Here is a 17,299-nt window from a genome sequence, read left to right as displayed (position 1 = left end):
AAATGCGGTTTTCCCCCCCCCCCCCCGGTGGCCCCCCCCCGGCCGACACCGCGGCCCCAAAAACCCCCCCGTCAAATCTCCCGCACGCGCGCGGGGGCGTGGGGGGGGCCCCCCCGGGGGGTGGGGCGACGGCGCATCGGCTGTTTGATCACCGGCCCCGGCGCTGCGTGAGACGGGCTTGGCTTGGTCGCACGCTGCGCGGACATTTGCGTCACCACCGCGAGCCGGCCCTCGTCATTTCGCGGCCTTGACGAATGACGGGTCGATCATCTGCTCCGGCGTCACGTCCGCCTGAAGCAGCCCGGCGTTCTTGGCGGCTGCCTCGACATCGGCGAATGTCTCGGTGGAAAATTCGCCCGTCAGCGCATCCTTGTTTTCGGCGAGAGTATAGTAACGCACGCCATCAAAGGCGGTGTTGAGGTCTTCGACGCTCGAACCGACTGCCTTGGAGATGATCGCCCGGCCGTCGGGCGTGTCGGCATTGTAAGCCTTCAGGGCCGCATCCCAGGTTTTGATCATGGCAAGCACCTGGCCGGGACGCGACTTGATCACCTCATCGCGCACCACGAACACGTCGCTGATCAGGCCGGGATCTTCGCCTGCGGTGAAGAGCAGCTTGACGTCCTTGTTCTGTGCCCTGGCCGCGGTGAGATAGGGCTCATAGGTCACCGCCACCGGGACCTGGCCGGCGATCAACGCACTGCCGGCATCCGCCGCCGGCATTGGAACCGGCTGGACATCGGCGATGGACATGCCATTCTTGGCGAGCGCGTATTTGAGCAGGATGTCGCTCGTCGTGCCTTCCTCGAAAGCCACCTGTTTGCCCTTGAGGTCGGCGACGGAGGCGACGTCCTTGCCGGCGATCATGGCGTCTGCCGTCATGCTGACGTCGAGCAGAAGCACGATCTTCACCGGCAGGCCGGCCGCAACCATTCCCATAGCCGTGTGGGTCGCGATGTTGGCGGCATCGAGCTGGCCGCTCGCCAGGGCGGCGTTGATGTCCTTGTCCTCGGCGAAGTTCACGATCTGCACGTCGGACAGCCCGTTTGCCTTGAACAGACCCTTGGCTTCGGCGACGTGCCACTGGCCGTAGCCAAGCCATGGCTCGATGCCGATCTTGAATGTTCCTGCCTCAGGCGTCGCCGGAATTGTCGTGTCGGCCGCGTAGACCGCCGGGGCAAACCCGACGGCAGCAGCCATAACGAGTGCCCGAAATTGTCCTGCTAGGTTACGCATCATCTTGTTCCCCTTGATGATTAGGCCGCTTTTTTGAACCAAACATCCGGCCTGGTGAGAATGCGGGCTTCTGCTCTTGCGGCACCGTGCCTCGGCATCTTAGCTGTTCGTTCAACGAAAGTGCGACGACACTTCAACGTCAGCAACAGCGGATGTCAAGGCTAAATACATACATGCATATACAAGTTAGCCCCTCCTTCCGACTCTGATTCGCTTCACTGCGATCAGGTTTTTTTGGATGGAGAATATCGACTGCCAAGCGAGTAGCGGCTGCCAACGTAAGTCAGCTTGCTGATCGTGGCAACGACGGCGCCCGTCCATGTCCGGCGATGCAGAAACAGGCAGCAGCTGCCGGTATCGATGCCCAGATGCCGTGCCGTTTCGGTATCGGCAGGGGTCGCTGAGATGATATGCTCGACCTCCGTCACCGGGGTTTTCTGCATGAGGTAGTCGTAGGTCGCTGTCTTGGAAAAATCCTGCTTGTCATAGTCGGGTATCAGGCCCGGGTTGACGAAGCGCTCTTCCAGTTGCACAGGCAGGTCGTTCTCGAAGTTGACGACGATGGAATGATAGACCGACACGCGCTTTGCAAACTCGAACGAAAGCGCGAGCTCCTTTGTCGGCATGATCTTTTCGAGGACGATAACCTCGGAGCGATGCCTGTTTCCCCGCGCGACAATTTCCGCCGCGATGTTGTTGATCTCGATCAGTGCGGATTGCGGTCGAGGTGGCGCGATGAATGTGCCGACGCCCTGGAGCCGGATCAGAAAACCCGCAGAGGTCAACTCCCGCAAGGCACGATGGACCGTCATCCGAGACACGCCGAGTGTCGCCACGAATTCATTTTCGGACGGCAGCTTGCGGTCCTTGCTCCATCGCCCCGTTCCGATGTTCGTCAGGATGTAGTCCTTGACCTTCTCGTAAAGAGGGCTGGCGGTGTCGGGCAAAGTGATCATTTCAAAAATCCTTCCGGCAAGGTTCGGAAATCACACGCGCCCGGCAGACCGCATCCGGATGATTGTTTTCAAACCATCGCCCTGCCCCGCCAACAGCCGCTCATAGGCTGCGGGAACATCATCCAGGCCGATCTCGCGGTCGATCAGTTCGACCATGGGCTCGGTCAATTCGCCGAGCATCCGAATGGCGTCGGGAAGCTCATCGGCAAAGGCGTGGCATCCCAGCAATGCGATTTCGCGTTCAACCAGGATGTTGGGATCGATGTCGAGGCGGCCATGGAATATGCCGACCATCGCAACGGTGCCGCCGGCATCGAGAACGCCGAGCAACTGGCCGAGTGCTGCGACGCTGCCGGTTGCTTCGACGGCAGCGAGCAAGGGGGCATCCGCGGTGGCGGCGGCAATGGCGTCCCGGTTCAAGTCGACGATGCTGGCGCCGGTGATCCTCGCCACCCGGGCGCAGCGGCCCTGATTGCGGTCGGCGACGAGCACGGTACCTGCGAATGTCCGGGAAAGCAGCAGTGCGGCAAGCCCGCCGATAGTCCCGCAGCCGACGACAAGAACGGAGCCGGCCGTTTTCGGCAGACGCCGCACTGCGTGCAACGCTACAGCCAGCGGCTCGGCCATCGCCGCGACCCGTTCGTCAAGCACGGCATCGACGATGTGCAGGAGGCGTGCGGGCAGGACCGCCTGTTCGGCAAATCCGCCGTCGCATATCTCGCCGACGAAGCCCAGCGACGTGCAAAGATGCCGCTTGCCTGCATGGCATTGCGCGCATTCTCCACACCAGAAACGGGAATCGGCGACCACTCGGTCGCCAACACCGACGGTATCCACGCCCTCGCCGATGGCAATCACCGTGCCTGTCAGCTCATGGCCAGCCGTCGAAGGCGATCGGCTTATCCATTGGCCCGTGCGGAAGTTGTGGAGATCGGAACCGCAAATGCCTGCGGCATCGACCCTTAGCTTCACCCAGCCTGGTTCGGGAGCGCCTGGCGCGGCGATATCCTCGACGCGCAAGTCGCCGGGTCCATAGAGTCGCGCCGCCCTCATCGTCATCATTTCCGCTCAGCCGGCGAGATAGCGATCGCGGATCTCCGAAACCGCGTTCTCATGCGAGCTGAATCCTTCGTAGCGGGCGAGCCTGCGGGCATGCAGGGCGAGTTCCGGATAGGCCGCCGAGGTCACATAGCCGACCGACGATCTCTTGACGAAATCCGTCACGGAAAGCGGTCCAAAGGTTCGCGCCCACCGGCTGGTCGGCAGCACCGCATTGGGCCCGAGGACGAAGTTGGCGAGGGTCACCGGCGTATGCGGACCCATGAGGATCTCGGCGGCTTCCGTGATACGTCCGAGATGCGCAAATGGCTCCGTTGACAGAATCTCGAGGTGCTCCGGCGCATAGTCGTTGATGAACCGGTAGCTGTCCTCCAGCGACTCGGTCAGCACGATGCCGCCGCGCTTCCCAGTCAGCACCGCGCGTGAGAACTCCACACGCTGTTCGCTCATCCTGGACCAGTGTTCCGGTATCGCAATCAACGCGGCTTCGGCGACCTTGCGGCTGTGCGTCACCAGGTAGGCCGAGGAATCCGGCCCGTGCTCGGCCTCGATCAACAGGTCAAGAGCGGCCAGGCCGCCGTCGACGCTGTGATCGGCAAAAATGATCGCTTCGGAAGGACCGGCGGGGAGACCTGTGTTGATGATCGGGGACAACACGCTCTTTGCCGCCACCACCCAGGGGCTCCCCGGCCCGACGATCTTGACGGCAGGCTTCACGGTCTCGGTCCCATAGGCGACGGCGGCGACCGCATGGGCGCCGCCGCACTTGTACACGGTCTCCACGCCGGCGATGCGGGCAGCAACCAGCGTCGCGGCGTCGACGGAACCATCCGAAGTCGCAGGCGTCACGATCGCGATCTGGGGAACCCCGGCAATCACCGCCGGAACCGAGGTCATCATCGTCACCGAGGGAAAGGCGCCTTTGCCGCGCGGAACATAAAGCGCAACGGAAGCAATCGGTGTGTATCGGTCGCCCGCATAGGCGCCTGGCCGAACTTCCTTGAGCCACATTGTTTCCGGGCGCTGCTCCTCGTGGAAATGCCTTATGTTCTCGATGCCGAACCGGATACTCTCCACGACATCCTTCTCGACCTTGTCGAATGCCGCGTCGAACTCCGCTTCCGAAACTTTCAGTCCACCGTCGGCAACATCGGCTTTGTCGAGTTCGCGTGCAAACCGGAGCAGTGCCGCGTCACCTTCATCCTTGACGGCCTGGATGATTGGACGGACCTTTTCGATGAAGGAAGACAGATCTCCTTCGGCGCGTTTCAGTAAACTGGCCCGCTGATCGACACTGAGGGATGACAGGCGGTGGAAGCTGACGTCAGACATGGCGGCTCCTTTTCTTAGAACGCAATTACGATTAGCGCTTGTCGATCACTTCTGGGACACGTCTCCGGCCCCTGAAGCCTTCAAATCGATGCGAGAAAGCCTCCATCCACGGGAACGGACTGGCCGGTTATGTAGGCTGCCGCATCCGAAGCGAGGAACACCGCGATTCCGTGCAGGTCCGAGAGATCACCAAAACGGCGCTGCGGAATCTTGGCGAGCATCGATTGCTGCCATGCCTCGTTGCTGTAGAACACGTCTGTCATCGCTGTCCTGAAATAGCCAGGCGCAATGGCGTTGACCCGGATCCCGAGATCGGCCCACTCCGCTGCAAGCGCCCGCGTCATGCCGAGGAGGCCTGATTTCGACGAGCCGTACGGCACCGCCGTGGGAACCCCAACCTCGGAGGTCAGCGAGCAGAGATTGATAATGACGCCGGGCCGTCCGGCGTCTCTCATCTGCCGCGCGGCGGCTTGGGCGCAGAAGAAGGCGCCTTTGAGATTCGTATCGACAATCCGGTCCCACAAGGCCTCGTCGACATCGAGTGAAGGCCGGACCTCTTCCACCCCCGCATTGTTGACGAGAATATCGAGACCTCCGAGCAGGCTGCCGGCCTCGGCAGTCGCCGCCCGGCAGCGGTCGACATCGGTGACATCCAGGGCGATGGCATGCGCGACCCCGCCGGCGGTGCGGATGGCGGCCATCGTCTTCTCGAGCGAGGCCACGCTGCGCGCCGTGACCGCGACGTCGGCGCCGGCCGCGCTGAGCGCCTCGGCGATGCTGCGCCCGATGCCACGGCTTGCGCCGGTTACAAGCGCCTTCCTGCCTGACAGATCGAAGAGAGATGCGTTGCGCATGTCATCCTCCTTGGTAATGTCGCGCTTGGACCGATCGCGTCGAGACTATCCGAATGCAGCTTATCTATACAAGCATGTACATCATGGCTGTAGTGCGCCATGCGGAACTTGTCAGAGCGGCAGCGCATTGGCCGACATCGGACCGGACTACGCGGTTCGCCCCAGCCCATCTGGAGTTCATCGGGAGGGATAGATGAAGCGCGCAGTAGACCACGACGCGATGAGCGTGGTTGGCTATACCACCCCCTGGAGTGCCAAAGCAGGCCAGCGGATCAAGCTCAGCCTGTCATGCGATCGGCCGATAAAGGCCACACGAATTTGCCGGCTCGACAAGCCGGCTCCGGAATTTCTCGCCTGGCCCATCGAAACGGTAGGTGAAGCACGGCGTCGGCATTTCGACCAAGGGTCGTTCCTGTTCGTGCGAGCCGGCGAACTGGCCAAAGTACAAGCCGTCCACGTCATACGTTTTGAGCTGTTCCTCACGCGCAACGAAGGTGCGCGCACGATCCTGGAGGCAGGCGCCCTCGGGCTGCGCCTCCGCGACGGCGCATTTGTCGTGAAAATCGGTGACGAAACCTTTGTCGAGAAGAAGGCGCCAACTGGTGTGTGGCTCACCGTCGAGTTGCACCTGCGGCAGGAACAATCGCGTCTGCGCATCAAATCCCATGACCGTCTCGCGCCTTACGAACTCCATGAAGGTTTTGGCGGCCCGGCGCGGAACCTCCAGGCGCACGACATCCATTTCGGCGCAAGTGCCACCAACCACGAACCTACCCTCAACGCGAAATTTGCTGCGATCCGGCTCGACACCCCACACGGGACCATTGCCTGGGATTTCCCGACGCTGTTACCAACGCAGCCGATCCTGTCGTCGGGCGGAGCAGATCCGTTGCTCCTCGACGTGATCAATCAGCCAGCCTTCTGCGTGACTTCGGCACGCTGGGACGGATCGAGCTTCGAGCCTCGCTTGGTGCCGTCGCACTACGACGCTATCCATTGCCACGACGACGATATCGGCCCGCTTGAGTGGCCGGCATCGCACCGCGCGACGATCCCTGAAAACGCACACCCAGGCGTCTACGCGTTCCAGGTCGAATGGGAGGGTGGCTACGAACGCGTGGTGTTCTTCGTCACCTCTTCACAGGTTTCGTCGCCGCTGTTGTATCTCGTGCCGACGGCGACCTATCTCGCTTACGCGGACGAATGTCTCCCGGATCATCTTTATGAATGGAAAGGCGACGACCGCGGACATCGCTTCGCGATCGCCAACAATCTGAAATCCCTTTACGACTACCATTCCGACCTTAGCGGTGTTTCCATTTGCTCCTACAAAAAGCCGAAAGTGACGCTCAGGGACGATTACGATTATCCGCTCTGCGGCTGCCCACACAATTTGCCGGTCGATCTGCATTTCCTCCGATTCTGCCACCACAATGGAATCGTGTTTGACATCCTGACCGATCACGATTTGCACGAATGCGGCATAGACGGTTTGCGTCGACATCAAGCCGTCGTCACCGGCAGTCATCCCGAATATATGTCGATCGAGATGGAGCAGGCGCTGCGGCAGTTTGTAGCCGAAGGCGGCAGCATCGCCTATCTCGGCGGAAACGGCTTTGCTGCCACTGTGGCTTTCAAGGACGATCTGATGGAGTTGCGGCGCTCGCCGCTGGAGGCCGGCCGCACCTGGGACGGCCCGGTCGCCGAACAGGCGCTGTCGATCACCAACGAACCAGGCGGCTATCTCCGCTGCCGCGGCCGAGGCGAATTCTCGCTGATCGGCAGTGCAATCTCATTGATGGGTTTCGATGGCGCACGCCCCTTCACGCGCACTGAGGAAAGCCATGAAGCAGGATGCGCATGGCTGTTCGAAGGCGTTGAAAATGCGACCTTTGGCACGGACGGCATCGTGCTGGGCGGTGCCGCGGGCTACGAAGTGGATGCGACGGACCCAGCCCTCGGCACTTCCGCTGACACCGTCGTGATCGCGCGTGCGACGGGATTTCCCGACAGCTTCTTTCAGGATCCGACGCGCTGGTACGAGGGCGGGGATAGGCAACCATCGCCCGCCGCTGCGCCGAAATGACCCTGCGAAAGCTCGCAGCAGGCGGCTTGATCTTTTCCGCAAGCTCGGTTGCCTGGTGCGGCGCGCTGCCAGCCGCAGGCGCCATGAACGATGTCGGCAGGATCACGCTCAATCTGCTTACCCGCCTCGGCGCCACGAAAGGAGAACCGGCCGAGAAAAATCGATAAGCTGATTGGCGCCGTTACGGAAAGACCCGTATCCGTTTTTGGGAGTCAAATCAGTCGGCGTGCACCGGCTTCGTCTCACATGCCTCTCGCCACCTGGCGGACGGCAGTTGCCTCAGCCGCAACCTTCAGGTGCGCTGCTTTGACAAACGGCGCTGAACCAGAATTTGGCGCGGCATCAACGACACCCTCGCCGACTAGGCAAGGAAGCTCGGTATCCCTCTTCGGCGGCGTGCAAGCGTTGTCGGACTATCCCGCAACGAATTGTCGGAACTGACCGATCTGGCCCGTCCTTCGGTCTCACCAGCGCTAGGAAGAAGCGATGAGAGACTTGATCTTGAAGATGTCCATATCGATCCGTGACCTGGATGGCCGAAACACATGGATGTTCGGCGCCGATCAAGAGGCGAAGGCCTGGGGCGTAGAGTTCATATGGAACTCGAGCCTGCACATCATGGGCAGCCGCAGCTTCCGTGACATGGCCGCCTGGTGGCCGATCTCCTGCGACCAGTTCGCGGCGCCGATGAACCAGATCCCCAAGGCCGTCTTCTCACGACGGGGACCGGAGATCCTGAGGGAGGTGAGCAAGTCGGCGGCGCTCGATGAGGCTCGCGCCGTCAACGCGGGAACCGGTCAGCCGGCAAAGTTACAGCCCGGTGGTGAAAGTTGGGCGGAGGCCTATGTGGCGAGCGGTGACTTGGCGGAGGAAGTCGCGAAGTTGAAAGCCCAAGAGGGCAAGCCGATCATCGCCCACGGCGGAGTGAGCTTCGCCCGGAGTCTCGTCGCCCAAGGACTGGTCGACCAGCTCGCCCTGACGGTGGCCCCCGTGGCGCTGGGCAAAGACCTGCCGCTGTTCTCCGAACTGGTCGCGCCGATGTCTCTCAAGCTGGTGAGCTCGAAAGCCTTCCCGGGGGGCGCGGTGGCGCAGATTTACCGGCCAACGTGAACACGTCAGAGAATGTGTGCAGCCAACGAACCGACGAAGTGAGGGCGAGGTATAAATGAATGCGATCCCTTCGGATCGTCGTCGATCGATAGGAGCCTGTGCATGGCGAAGCTTGTGTTCGGAATGATGCAGTCGCTCGACGGCTATGTCGCTGGCGCCGAGGGCGGGCCCGGGCTGCCGATGCCGGGCGAGGCGCTCCATCGCCACTTCAACGCCCATGTGCGCGGGATCGCCGGCAGCCTCTACGGCCGGCGCATGTACGAGGTAATGCGCTATTGGGACGAGGATCAGCCGGGACAGGACCAGGTCGGGCGCGACTTTGCGGCGGCCTGGCGGGCGCAGCCGAAATGGGTCGTCTCTCGCACCCTGAAGTCGGTCGGGCCGAACGCCACGCTGGTGGACGACGATCTCAAAGGGTTCGTTAGGGCGCTTAAAGCCGAACACGAGGGCGAGATCGAAGTCGCCGGACCGGAGCTTGCGGGTAGTCTGACCGAGCTTGGCCTTATCGATGAGTACCGGCTCTACTTCCGTCCCATCGTGCTTGGTCGCGGCAAGGCATTCTTCGCCGGCCCCCGGCCACCGCTGCGTCTCGTGGCCAGCGACCGGGTTGGCGAGGACGCGATCAGAGTGACGTACGTTCCCGCCTGATCATAACCCACCCGACATCCTAATGTCCGTCGGACCGAATTTGAGCTCATTCCCTCTCGATCGTTTTGAGCCATGGTAACGCGAGGAGGCGGCAGCACAAACTTTTCTGCACGCCCTAAAGAACCGACTCTGCGATCCGTCAGAAATCTGCGCTCTTGATTTCAAAAGGGAATTTCGGCGATTCGGGATCAGCTCGGTTTCGGCGACTATCGACAACAATCGGTCGATTTTCGACAGCCGCGCCGCAACAAGCCGCGACCCACTGGGGACCAAAAAAAGGACCGTCAAACACGGCCGAACGGTCCGCACGGTAGCGCCCGGCATTCGCTCGTCGCCGTGGCGTGCCTCACTTGCCGTATGACGCAAGGAACACCCGTACGCCGGCCGCGGCGTGCCGTCGAAGCTTCGCCGGTTTCGGAATCGACTCGTCACCCAACAGCATGGCCCTGTTCAATGGCTCGCCCATAATCAACCAATTGAACTGGGAAGCGGCGACGGCCGGATCATCGATCGCAAGCAGGCCGCGATCAGCCAAGCGCTCGAACAACACTGCCATCGCCGCAATTGCGCGCCCGGGTCCGCCATCGAAGAGCGCCTTTGCCAGTTCTGGGAAGCGGCCGACCTCGCCGATCACCAGACGGCGCAGCTGCATGACGCGCGGCGTGAGTACAGTGGTAAGCTGTCGGTACGCATAGCGCTGAAGATAATCGGCAATATCTTCGCCCTCGGCGAGTTCGGGCATTTTACTGTGGACCCTATCGCTGGCTCGATTGGTCACGCTGCTCACGATCTCCACGAACAGCATCTCCTTGTTCGGAAAATTCTTGTAGACGGTCTGTTTCGACACCGCCGCAAGCGCCGCGATCTCGTCCATATTGGTGGCCAGATAGCCCTTTTGCAGAAACACTTCTGTCGCCGCCTCGAGGATGGCCCGCCGCTTTTTCGCCGACCGGCCGTGCGGTTCGAGTTCTTCTGAAACACCTGCTGAACGCGTCGTGGTCATGCTCCTGGCGTGTCCGCTGCCGATTGATTCATGGTACTGGACCGTCTAGTTTGATTTGGACCGAGATGCAATGGGGAGAGATCGACAATGCACATCCAGTTCGCGGAGCTTCCGGTGTTCGACCAGGAACGCGCCAAGGCGTTCTACATCGATCACCTGAACTGCCGCGTCGTCGCCGATCAGCCAATGGGCAATGATGGGTGCGATGGATCGAACTCGGATTTCCAGGTGCCGAAACCACCCTCCACTTCCTAAGGCGCAAGGACGAAACACCATCTGAGGGGCCCGTCCTCGTGCTGGTTGACAACGAAATCGAAGTCACCGTTCAGAGACTCAAATCGCGAGGCGCCGAGATCATAGCAGAACCGCGCCCCGCGCCATGGCAACCGGGCGCACGATCGCGGAATTTCGGGACAGCGAGGGCAATCGCATGATGATCACCAGCAGATGACGCACTCACCTATCATGACCGCAACTTGCTCTTGCGGTGGCGTCGAACTCAAAGCCTTTGGCAGGCCGATCGTGAGCAGTGCCTGCTACTGCGACGACTGCCGGAAGGGAGCTGATCAGATCGAAGCTTTGCCAGGTGCTGGCGCCATACGCGATCCCGATGGCGGCACCGAATACATCCTCTATCGAAAGGACCGCATCGAGTGCTCCAAGGGGGCCGAATTGCTGAGGGGTTACAAGCTTAAGGAAACTTCAGCCACGAATAGGGTCATCGCCATGTGCTGCAATTCAGCGATGTTAATGAACTTCGATAGAGGTCCGCATTGGGTCTCGGCATACAGAGCGCGGTTTCACGGAGAACTCCCGCCACTGCAGCTGCGGATTTGCACTAAGTTCAAGTCGGACAGCGATGTCATTCCTGACGACGTGCCGAGCCACCGGGGTTATCCTCTAGGGTTCGTCGTTAAACTTTTGGCATCGCGCGTGGCGATGTTGCTAGGTCGATAAACCGGCCGCCAGCCTGCGCGATAAGACATTCAGATAGGTGCGCAAATCGGATACAGCCTTGCCGCTCAGGGTTCAGGCCTGACGAATTTCTGTAGGCGATCCGCCACGATCAGCCCTGCCCGGCTGTTCAAGTGCGGTGTGAAATAGCCAGCCATTTACGCGGGCGACATCATCCGGACGCTGCCGCAGCACCAGTACGCGAAAAGCATCGCGATAGAATGGAAGAAAGTTGAACGCCGTGTAGGCCCGGCCAGGCGAGGCGCGAACCGCCTCGGTGAGCGCCTCATGGAGCGGGACATAGCCGCAGCGTTCCTCGTGCGCGATGGCCGCCACGATCGCAGAATATTCCTTGATCCGCCGGTTGAGCTCGCTCTGGAACGGGTCGTCCGAATCCGGCGCTTCTCCTATCGGAGGGAGCGAGCAAAGGCCGATGTCCGCCGCCGTCTCGCGCTTCAGCCTGCGTGCTATCTCGGCCAGATTCTCGTGGAACCAATCGGGCGAAGGCGTGCGGGGCAGACGCTTCCAAAACGTAAAGAATCGCCGCACTTTGCGTGACACGAGCGTGAGAACATCATTCCCGCCGACCCAGACGATGACCTTGTCGGGACGACAGGCGAGCACATCCGGCAACCGCTGCAGCGCGTTGTAGGCCAAGTCGCCGCCGACGCCAAAATTCCGGAACTCAAATTGCCCGTTGCCCGGCCGCCGGCGGAGCTCCGCGATCCAATCGAATGCCTGGCCCTTGCCCGCCGTGCTGCTCGATCCGAGGCACGCCACGATTTTTCGTTGAGAATTCACCAGCGTGACTCCGCCAAGCCAGAGTGAGAAATCGTCGCCTTATGCTCTTCCCAAAACGGCTGGCCAAGGCGTGAGCGTCAAGTCGGACTCCGAGGCGTTTCCAACGACCCACGGGCAGGCATAATAGTCTTCGATGCGGTCGATGACGCGACCGGCGACATGGACACGAACCGGCCACGCGACCTGCCACTGGTCGCCTCGCTGGAAAAGCACGAGGAGGACGGGTTCTCCGTCGATCGTCCCCAACTCCATGGTCCACGTCTCCGGGTTTCGCTCGTATTCGACGAAATAGGGAGAGCTTCTGAGCAGGCCGTCATAGCAATCGGCGACCCGCAACCGGGCATCGGCGCTGGTCAGGCCCCGCACGCCATCCCAGTCATGGCGGTTGAAGAGGTCAACATAGCGCTGCAAGAGCCGCGCGGTGTCGGGATCCAGCGGGCGGCTCGGTTCACCGACAGGTTCCGCGGGCAAGCCGGCGAGCTTCGCACGTCCACGGGAGAGCGCGGATTTGACGCCGCCAACCGTCGAGCCCACGAGTTCCGCGGTCTCTTCCAGCGAATAGTCGAACACATCCTTCAAGAGCACGCAGGCGCGCTCCTTGGGCGGCAGATGACCGACCAGCCGTTCGACGGCGCGATGGGCATCAGTGGTCGCTGGCTCTGCAGCGATGACGCCGATGTCGTCCGAATAGGCGCTTTCCGCTCGCTCGCGCGCATGGCGCCGCCTCACAAAGTCAATGCAGCGATTGTGAGCGATGCGAAACAACCAGGGTTTTAGCCTGCGGGGATCATCGAGGGTCTCGATCTTCGTGTAGGCCTCGAACAGCGTCTCCTGCATGAGATCCTCGCCGTCGAGCCGCGAGCCGGTCATGCGAGTGCAATAGCGATGCAGTTGCGCGCGGACGCCCCACACTGTCTCGAGGAAGGCTCGATACTGCGCGTCGAACAGGCCGGTCGGTCGCTCGGGCATGTCCTTCAGCTGCCACATCTTGGTTTCAATTTGCCAGTCATGCGACCTCCTGACCTTCAGCGCGTATTGCCGCGGTTGCGGCCAGACCAAGCTTGGGGCGAACCCATTGTGCCAACCGCGCGATCGCGTCGTCGGCTTCGGGAGCACGCCCAGCCATCATCTGGAACGAGTGCAGCATCCCCGGAAATACGTCCAGGCGCACCTCGACGCCGGCGGCTTTTGCGCGGTCGGCAAGCGCCCGGCTGTCGTCGAGCAGGGTTTCGTCTCCACCCACTTGCAGATAGGTCGGGGGCAGGCCCTTCAGATCGGCAAAGATCGGGCTGGCGAGTGGATCCCTGGGATCGGTACCTGCGAGGAGTTGCGATGCCAGCATATCCACGGCCGCCTTCTGGAAGAATGCGTCCTTCTCGCGATTGGCTTCATAAGAGAGCCCGCTCGCCGACAGATCGTACCAGCCAGAGATGCTGAGAATCGCGGCCGGTAGCGGCCGTCCCGCGTCACGGAGTTTCATCGCGGCCGCAACGATCAGGCCAGCACCGGCGGAATCGCCTGCAGCTATGGTGTGCTTCGGCGCGATACCTTGCTCGGCGAGCCACTCGAACGCGGTCACGGCCTGCTCGATTTGGCGCGGAAACTTGCTCTGGAAAACGTAGTCGTAAGTGGCGAGCAGCGCGTAACAGCCAATCGCCTTGGCGAGGTGTCCGACCATCTTGCGATGGGTCCAGATCGATCCGCCGAGATAGCCACCGCCGTGCAGGTAAAGCATGACCCGATCATTGGCCGCCGCTTTTGGCTGAACCCACAGCGCGGTCTTGTCGCCGAGTTTGGTCTCAATGTAATCGACGTCGCCCGGCTCTGCCGTCAAGACAGACCACTCGGAGACTTCCGGCGGCAATTCCCGACCGCTGCGCCAAGCCTCGGCGAGCGTTTCATAGTGTATCTTGTTCGCTAAGCTCTGCTTGCTGTTCATTGTCACGCTCCAATTCGTTGTGGAGGGCGACGTTCAGGATGACCGCGCCCATCAACAGCTAAGACGGACGAACTGAGCGAAAGGATACGTCGCCGGCAGATGCAACGCCTCGCCGGTGGCAGTTGCCGCGGACCCCGGGTGTCAAACCCAGCAAGGCTAGGCTGCTCCACCCTTCTCTGTGGGACGTTCGTTCCAGACATTCGCCGATCGGCCAGATGCTTCGTCTATGCCGTCGCCGGGTGGCCGGGGGCTGGGACTATTGACTATTATCGCCGAGCCAACATCGCCTTAAACATGCTGCTCTATCCTCTTCTACTCCGCAGTACTCCTTGTCACTCCCACTCGATTGTGCCTGGCGGTTTGCTCGTCACGTCATAGACGACGCGGTTGATGCCGCGCACCTCGTTGATGATGCCGGTGGCGGCGGCGCCCAGGAATGCCATGTCGTGACGGTAGATATCCGCGGTGCTGCCATCTACCGATGCTGACGCTTTCGGCGCGTATGCGCGTACATACCGATAAGGGCAGCGGTCACGAGCCGCGCTGTCCCCACGGGCATTGCTCTACCTGCGCCCTTCAAAGAAAAGGAGCATTGTGACGGGGCTTAGCTATAGATGCTGTAGCATTGATCTAATGCGATTTATCGCAGCATCGACACCTTGCCTAGGCAGACTTTCAACCTTGTAAAATGAAAGGAACGTAAGCGAGGCTTGAGGAGCACAGGTATTCAGAATAGCTGTCTTGAGAACACGCCGCACTGGCCGCCTGAGGATCAGCCAATCGACCCACCAAGGTGAGCCCAAAGTGGTTATTGCAACCACCTTCCTTAACTGGCGAAGTCGCGGTTGTATGGCACCAAGATCGGCTGCGTGATCGTATGCAATACCAGGCACCCATACCCTGTCGAACCAGCCCTTCAATATAGCTGGAGGTCCGAACCACCACGTGGGAAAAATCAAGACGATAGTCTCGGCCCAGAGAAGATCCTCAATCTCTTTAGCTACCTCTGTAGTCTCGAATCCGGAATAGTAGCTCGCGCGCTCCGCCGGTGTAAGAGCCGGGAAGAAGCCAGATCGATACAGATCAACATGTCGGCACTGGTGTTTCGCATCCATCAGGGTGTCGATAGCTGCGTTCGAAAGCGTTTGGCAAAGGCTTGGATTGAGTGGATGAGCCGTGACAATCAAACATCGCATACCAATATTTTGAATCCTCCCCAATTTGGTTGCGCTGCGCGTCATCATTCGTGCGGCGCGGTGCTCGGGCAAAGCTTCTCATGCCAATCATGGATTTCGAAATAGCTGTACGCGCCACAGTCTTCAAAGAGCAATTGTTTTTCGACGCCGAGAATGGCCCTTCTACAGAAGTACGCTCGAGACAGCGCCATCGGCGACCTGCCAGCCGTCAGTCGCGCGATATGGACAGCCCCGCGAGAAGCGGAGCGTACGCGGCTAGCCTGCGGGATACGAACTCCGTGAAGAGCCGCACGCGCTTCGTCTTGCGTGTCTCCCCCACCGTGAGAAGCCAGAGCGTTCCGTACATGTGCAGGTCGGTGCCCGGCACCCTCACCAGTAGGGGGTCGGCATCTCCGACGAAGCAGGGCAGTGTCGTGATCCCGAGCCCTTGCCGTACAGCAACGATCTGCGCCTCGGCGTCCGTGGTCCTGAAGGGAACCCCGGTGGTGCGAACCTCACCCTCGCTGGCCCATTCCGGAATTCCATGAATGCTTATGACGATCCACCGGATGGGATCAGGCGCGCCCGCACGCCACGCGGCTAGTCGATCGCAGGACATGTAGATGCCGCCGAACAGCTCCGGTCCCTTCAGGCCGTGAAGATTGAGCGGCAGGGTTTTGCGGTCGTAGACGACGCGGATCGCGACGTCGGCCTCTCGGTTGGTCAGATTTGCCAGCTCGCCGGACGACAAGATTTCCATCTCGATGTCCGGATGCAGACGCGCGAAATCGGCGAAGTCCGGCATGAGCAGATGTGTCGCGAGGGGCGGCGCCAGCGTCACCCGCAGAAGCCCGCGAACGCTCTGGTCGCGCCCCAAGACGCGCGTCTCCAGCTGGTGCGACGACGCTTCCATCTGGTTCGCGAGCTCGAGGACCTCCTCGCCCGCAGCCGTCAGGCGGTAGCCCGAAGGCAGCTTTTCGAACATGTGCGCCCCGAGGCGTTCCTCGAGCTGGGCGATGCGTCGCAGCACGGTCGAGTGATTCACCCCGAGGCGCTCGGCGGCGGCCCGCACCGAGCCTCCGCGCGCGACAGCAAGAAAGTAGCGAACGTCATCCCAGTCGATCATGGTGCAATCCCGCACCGCGCGGTGCGCCTTCCAAAGCCCGTATCTAACACATCGAACAGCAGTACGGGCGTTCATCATAGCCTATGTCGACGAGTGCGGCCCAATTCCGAACGGCGGACACCGATCGTCGCGGCTGGCGTCAGTTGTCCAACCGGATCGATTTCGCACCACCGATGTGCGCGCTTCCGCACTCAACAACTGACGCCGGCGGACCCATTTCGAGGCTCTCGGGGGCAGATGCTGTCCCGACACCACGAAAGGAGAAGTCATGGGAAAGCTTGAGGGTAAGGTTGCAGTCATCACGGGTGGATCGAGCGGCATGGCGCTGGCGAGCGCCAAGCGGTTCGTTGAAGAAGGCGCCTATGTTTTTATCACGGGCCGGAGACAGGAGGCGCTGGACGAGGCCGTCAAGCTGATCGGCCGGAACGTGACCGGCGTGCGCGGCGACGCGGCCAATCTCGACGACCTCGACCGCCTGTTCGATACAGTCAAGCGGGAAAAGGGCAGGATCGACGTCCTGTACGCGAGCGCCGGCACAGGCGAAGCCGTCCCACTGGGCGAGATTACCGAGCAGCACTTCGATGCGGCCTTCGGCCTGAATACGCGCGGCACGCTGTTTACGGTTCAGAAGGCGTTGCCGCTGTTCAACGATGGCGGATCGATCTTCATGACCGGGTCAGTTGCTTCGGTGAAAGGTTTTCCTGGTTACAGCGTGTATGCGGCGAGCAAGGCGGCGCTGCACGCATTCGCACGCGGGTGGCTCAACGAACTCAAGGGCAGGAATATCCGGGTGAACGTGCTGCACCCGGGGCCGATCGCCACACCGATGCAGGACCAAGTCCTCACCGAGGAGGCGAAGCAGATGTTCGAATCCCTGATCCCGCGGGGAAAGATGGGGCGTCCTGAGGAAATTGCGACGGCCGCGCTGTTTCTTGCTTCCGACGATTCGAGCTTCGTGAATGGGGTGGAGTTATCCGTCGATGGCGGCTTCTCGGCCATCTGAAATCGCGCCGGATCGCG

Annotated in this window: 17 protein-coding genes and 1 pseudogene; 6 read left to right on the top strand and 12 right to left on the bottom strand. The window is 61.3% G+C overall.

The genetic code is table 11. The annotated features are described in order from the left end of the window. Window positions 1-234: 234 nt before the first annotated feature. From NKI24_RS21315 to NKI24_RS21295, 5 genes are all read right to left on the bottom strand, one after another. The gene (locus tag NKI24_RS21315) at window positions 235-1,236 is read right to left on the bottom strand and encodes an ABC transporter substrate-binding protein (RefSeq protein WP_502901481.1); all 1,002 of its coding nucleotides are present in this window, start codon (window positions 1,234-1,236) and stop codon (window positions 235-237) included. Window positions 1,237-1,460: 224 nt separating this feature from the next. Further along, window positions 1,461-2,192, bottom strand: a complete 732-nt coding sequence (gene hutC / locus NKI24_RS21310; protein WP_352744002.1) for a histidine utilization transcriptional repressor HutC — start codon at window positions 2,190-2,192, stop codon at window positions 1,461-1,463. A gap of 30 nt (window positions 2,193-2,222) precedes the next feature. Beyond that, window positions 2,223-3,245 (bottom strand): zinc-dependent alcohol dehydrogenase, encoded by a 1,023-nt coding sequence (locus tag NKI24_RS21305; protein ID WP_352748047.1) that lies wholly within the window; start codon window positions 3,243-3,245, stop codon window positions 2,223-2,225. A gap of 15 nt (window positions 3,246-3,260) precedes the next feature. Continuing rightward, window positions 3,261-4,583: a histidinol dehydrogenase gene (hisD, locus tag NKI24_RS21300; RefSeq protein ID WP_352748044.1), complete on the bottom strand. Its 1,323-nt coding sequence runs from the start codon at window positions 4,581-4,583 to the stop codon at window positions 3,261-3,263. Window positions 4,584-4,663: 80 nt separating this feature from the next. Next, complete coding sequence (locus tag NKI24_RS21295; RefSeq protein ID WP_352748042.1) at window positions 4,664-5,437, bottom strand: SDR family NAD(P)-dependent oxidoreductase; 774 nt, start codon at window positions 5,435-5,437, stop codon at window positions 4,664-4,666. A gap of 193 nt (window positions 5,438-5,630) precedes the next feature. Between NKI24_RS21295 and NKI24_RS21290 the strand changes: the two genes are divergently transcribed. The 3 genes from NKI24_RS21290 to NKI24_RS21280 all read left to right on the top strand — a co-directional run bounded on the left by NKI24_RS21290 (window position 5,631) and on the right by NKI24_RS21280 (window position 9,281). Continuing rightward, window positions 5,631-7,523: a N,N-dimethylformamidase beta subunit family domain-containing protein gene (locus tag NKI24_RS21290; protein WP_352748039.1), complete on the top strand. Its 1,893-nt coding sequence runs from the start codon at window positions 5,631-5,633 to the stop codon at window positions 7,521-7,523. A gap of 486 nt (window positions 7,524-8,009) precedes the next feature. Continuing rightward, on the top strand, window positions 8,010-8,633 hold the full coding sequence (locus tag NKI24_RS21285; protein WP_352450999.1) for a dihydrofolate reductase family protein: 624 nt from the start codon (window positions 8,010-8,012) through the stop codon (window positions 8,631-8,633). A gap of 102 nt (window positions 8,634-8,735) precedes the next feature. Beyond that, window positions 8,736-9,281 (top strand): dihydrofolate reductase family protein, encoded by a 546-nt coding sequence (locus NKI24_RS21280; protein ID WP_352450998.1) that lies wholly within the window; start codon window positions 8,736-8,738, stop codon window positions 9,279-9,281. A 346-nt stretch (window positions 9,282-9,627) separates the two neighbouring features. Here the strand turns inward: NKI24_RS21280 and NKI24_RS21275 are convergent, their stop codons facing one another. Further along, on the bottom strand, window positions 9,628-10,284 hold the full coding sequence (locus tag NKI24_RS21275) for a TetR/AcrR family transcriptional regulator (protein ID WP_023676206.1): 657 nt from the start codon (window positions 10,282-10,284) through the stop codon (window positions 9,628-9,630). A gap of 87 nt (window positions 10,285-10,371) precedes the next feature. On the opposite strand from NKI24_RS21275, the gene NKI24_RS21270 reads away from it, so the two are divergent. Continuing rightward, window positions 10,372-10,539: a VOC family protein gene (locus tag NKI24_RS21270; protein ID WP_352748036.1), complete on the top strand. Its 168-nt coding sequence runs from the start codon at window positions 10,372-10,374 to the stop codon at window positions 10,537-10,539. Between the two features lie 192 nt (window positions 10,540-10,731). After that, window positions 10,732-11,241, top strand: a complete 510-nt coding sequence (locus tag NKI24_RS35980; protein WP_502901480.1) for a GFA family protein — start codon at window positions 10,732-10,734, stop codon at window positions 11,239-11,241. A 72-nt stretch (window positions 11,242-11,313) separates the two neighbouring features. Here NKI24_RS35980 and NKI24_RS21265 read toward each other — a convergent pair whose 3' ends face one another. The 6 genes and pseudogenes from NKI24_RS21265 to NKI24_RS21240 form a co-directional block, all read right to left on the bottom strand. Next, window positions 11,314-12,039, bottom strand: coding sequence for an SGNH/GDSL hydrolase family protein (locus tag NKI24_RS21265; RefSeq protein WP_352748033.1), 726 nt, complete (start codon window positions 12,037-12,039; stop codon window positions 11,314-11,316). Window positions 12,040-12,078: 39 nt separating this feature from the next. Next, window positions 12,079-13,026 (bottom strand): RNA polymerase sigma factor, encoded by a 948-nt coding sequence (locus NKI24_RS21260; RefSeq protein WP_352450994.1) that lies wholly within the window; start codon window positions 13,024-13,026, stop codon window positions 12,079-12,081. Between the two features lie 19 nt (window positions 13,027-13,045). After that, a complete protein-coding gene (locus NKI24_RS21255; protein ID WP_352748030.1) occupies window positions 13,046-13,978 on the bottom strand; it encodes an alpha/beta hydrolase in 933 nt (310 codons plus the stop codon). A 332-nt stretch (window positions 13,979-14,310) separates the two neighbouring features. Continuing rightward, window positions 14,311-14,478: pseudogene (locus NKI24_RS21250) on the bottom strand (GMP synthase (glutamine-hydrolyzing)); the annotation flags it as partial. Window positions 14,479-14,586: 108 nt separating this feature from the next. Beyond that, window positions 14,587-15,174: an NAD(P)H-dependent oxidoreductase gene (locus NKI24_RS21245; RefSeq protein WP_352451024.1), complete on the bottom strand. Its 588-nt coding sequence runs from the start codon at window positions 15,172-15,174 to the stop codon at window positions 14,587-14,589. A 208-nt stretch (window positions 15,175-15,382) separates the two neighbouring features. Further along, a complete protein-coding gene (locus tag NKI24_RS21240) occupies window positions 15,383-16,279 on the bottom strand; it encodes a LysR family transcriptional regulator (protein WP_352450992.1) in 897 nt (298 codons plus the stop codon). A gap of 268 nt (window positions 16,280-16,547) precedes the next feature. Here NKI24_RS21240 and NKI24_RS21235 point away from each other — a divergent pair, with 268 nt between their 5' ends. Beyond that, complete coding sequence (locus NKI24_RS21235; RefSeq protein WP_023676197.1) at window positions 16,548-17,282, top strand: SDR family NAD(P)-dependent oxidoreductase; 735 nt, start codon at window positions 16,548-16,550, stop codon at window positions 17,280-17,282. The last annotated feature ends 17 nt before the right edge of the window (window positions 17,283-17,299 follow it).

Origin of the sequence: Mesorhizobium sp. M0701 (assembly GCF_040320365.1) — a bacterium.
Taxonomy (GTDB): domain Bacteria; phylum Pseudomonadota; class Alphaproteobacteria; order Rhizobiales; family Rhizobiaceae; genus Mesorhizobium.
Note: the sequence above shows the minus strand (reverse complement) of the source record. Positions and strands in the feature narration are given on the sequence as shown.

Coding starts and splice junctions, on each gene's coding strand:
- NKI24_RS21290 (WP_352748039.1), top strand. CDS start 5,631: ATGAAGCGCGCAGTAGACCACGACGCGATGAGCGTGGTTGGCTATACC.
- NKI24_RS21295 (WP_352748042.1), bottom strand. CDS start 5,437: ATGCGCAACGCATCTCTCTTCGATCTGTCAGGCAGGAAGGCGCTTGTA.
- NKI24_RS21305 (WP_352748047.1), bottom strand. CDS start 3,245: ATGAGGGCGGCGCGACTCTATGGACCCGGCGACTTGCGCGTCGAGGAT.
- hutC (WP_352744002.1), bottom strand. CDS start 2,192: ATGATCACTTTGCCCGACACCGCCAGCCCTCTTTACGAGAAGGTCAAG.
- NKI24_RS21240 (WP_352450992.1), bottom strand. CDS start 16,279: ATGATCGACTGGGATGACGTTCGCTACTTTCTTGCTGTCGCGCGCGGA.
- NKI24_RS21255 (WP_352748030.1), bottom strand. CDS start 13,978: ATGAACAGCAAGCAGAGCTTAGCGAACAAGATACACTATGAAACGCTC.
- NKI24_RS21235 (WP_023676197.1), top strand. CDS start 16,548: ATGGGAAAGCTTGAGGGTAAGGTTGCAGTCATCACGGGTGGATCGAGC.
- NKI24_RS21315 (WP_502901481.1), bottom strand. CDS start 1,236: ATGCGTAACCTAGCAGGACAATTTCGGGCACTCGTTATGGCTGCTGCC.
- NKI24_RS21275 (WP_023676206.1), bottom strand. CDS start 10,284: ATGACCACGACGCGTTCAGCAGGTGTTTCAGAAGAACTCGAACCGCAC.
- NKI24_RS21280 (WP_352450998.1), top strand. CDS start 8,736: ATGGCGAAGCTTGTGTTCGGAATGATGCAGTCGCTCGACGGCTATGTC.
- hisD (WP_352748044.1), bottom strand. CDS start 4,583: ATGTCTGACGTCAGCTTCCACCGCCTGTCATCCCTCAGTGTCGATCAG.
- NKI24_RS21260 (WP_352450994.1), bottom strand. CDS start 13,026: ATGTGGCAGCTGAAGGACATGCCCGAGCGACCGACCGGCCTGTTCGAC.
- NKI24_RS21270 (WP_352748036.1), top strand. CDS start 10,372: ATGCACATCCAGTTCGCGGAGCTTCCGGTGTTCGACCAGGAACGCGCC.
- NKI24_RS35980 (WP_502901480.1), top strand. CDS start 10,732: ATGACGCACTCACCTATCATGACCGCAACTTGCTCTTGCGGTGGCGTC.
- NKI24_RS21245 (WP_352451024.1), bottom strand. CDS start 15,174: ATGCGATGTTTGATTGTCACGGCTCATCCACTCAATCCAAGCCTTTGC.
- NKI24_RS21285 (WP_352450999.1), top strand. CDS start 8,010: ATGAGAGACTTGATCTTGAAGATGTCCATATCGATCCGTGACCTGGAT.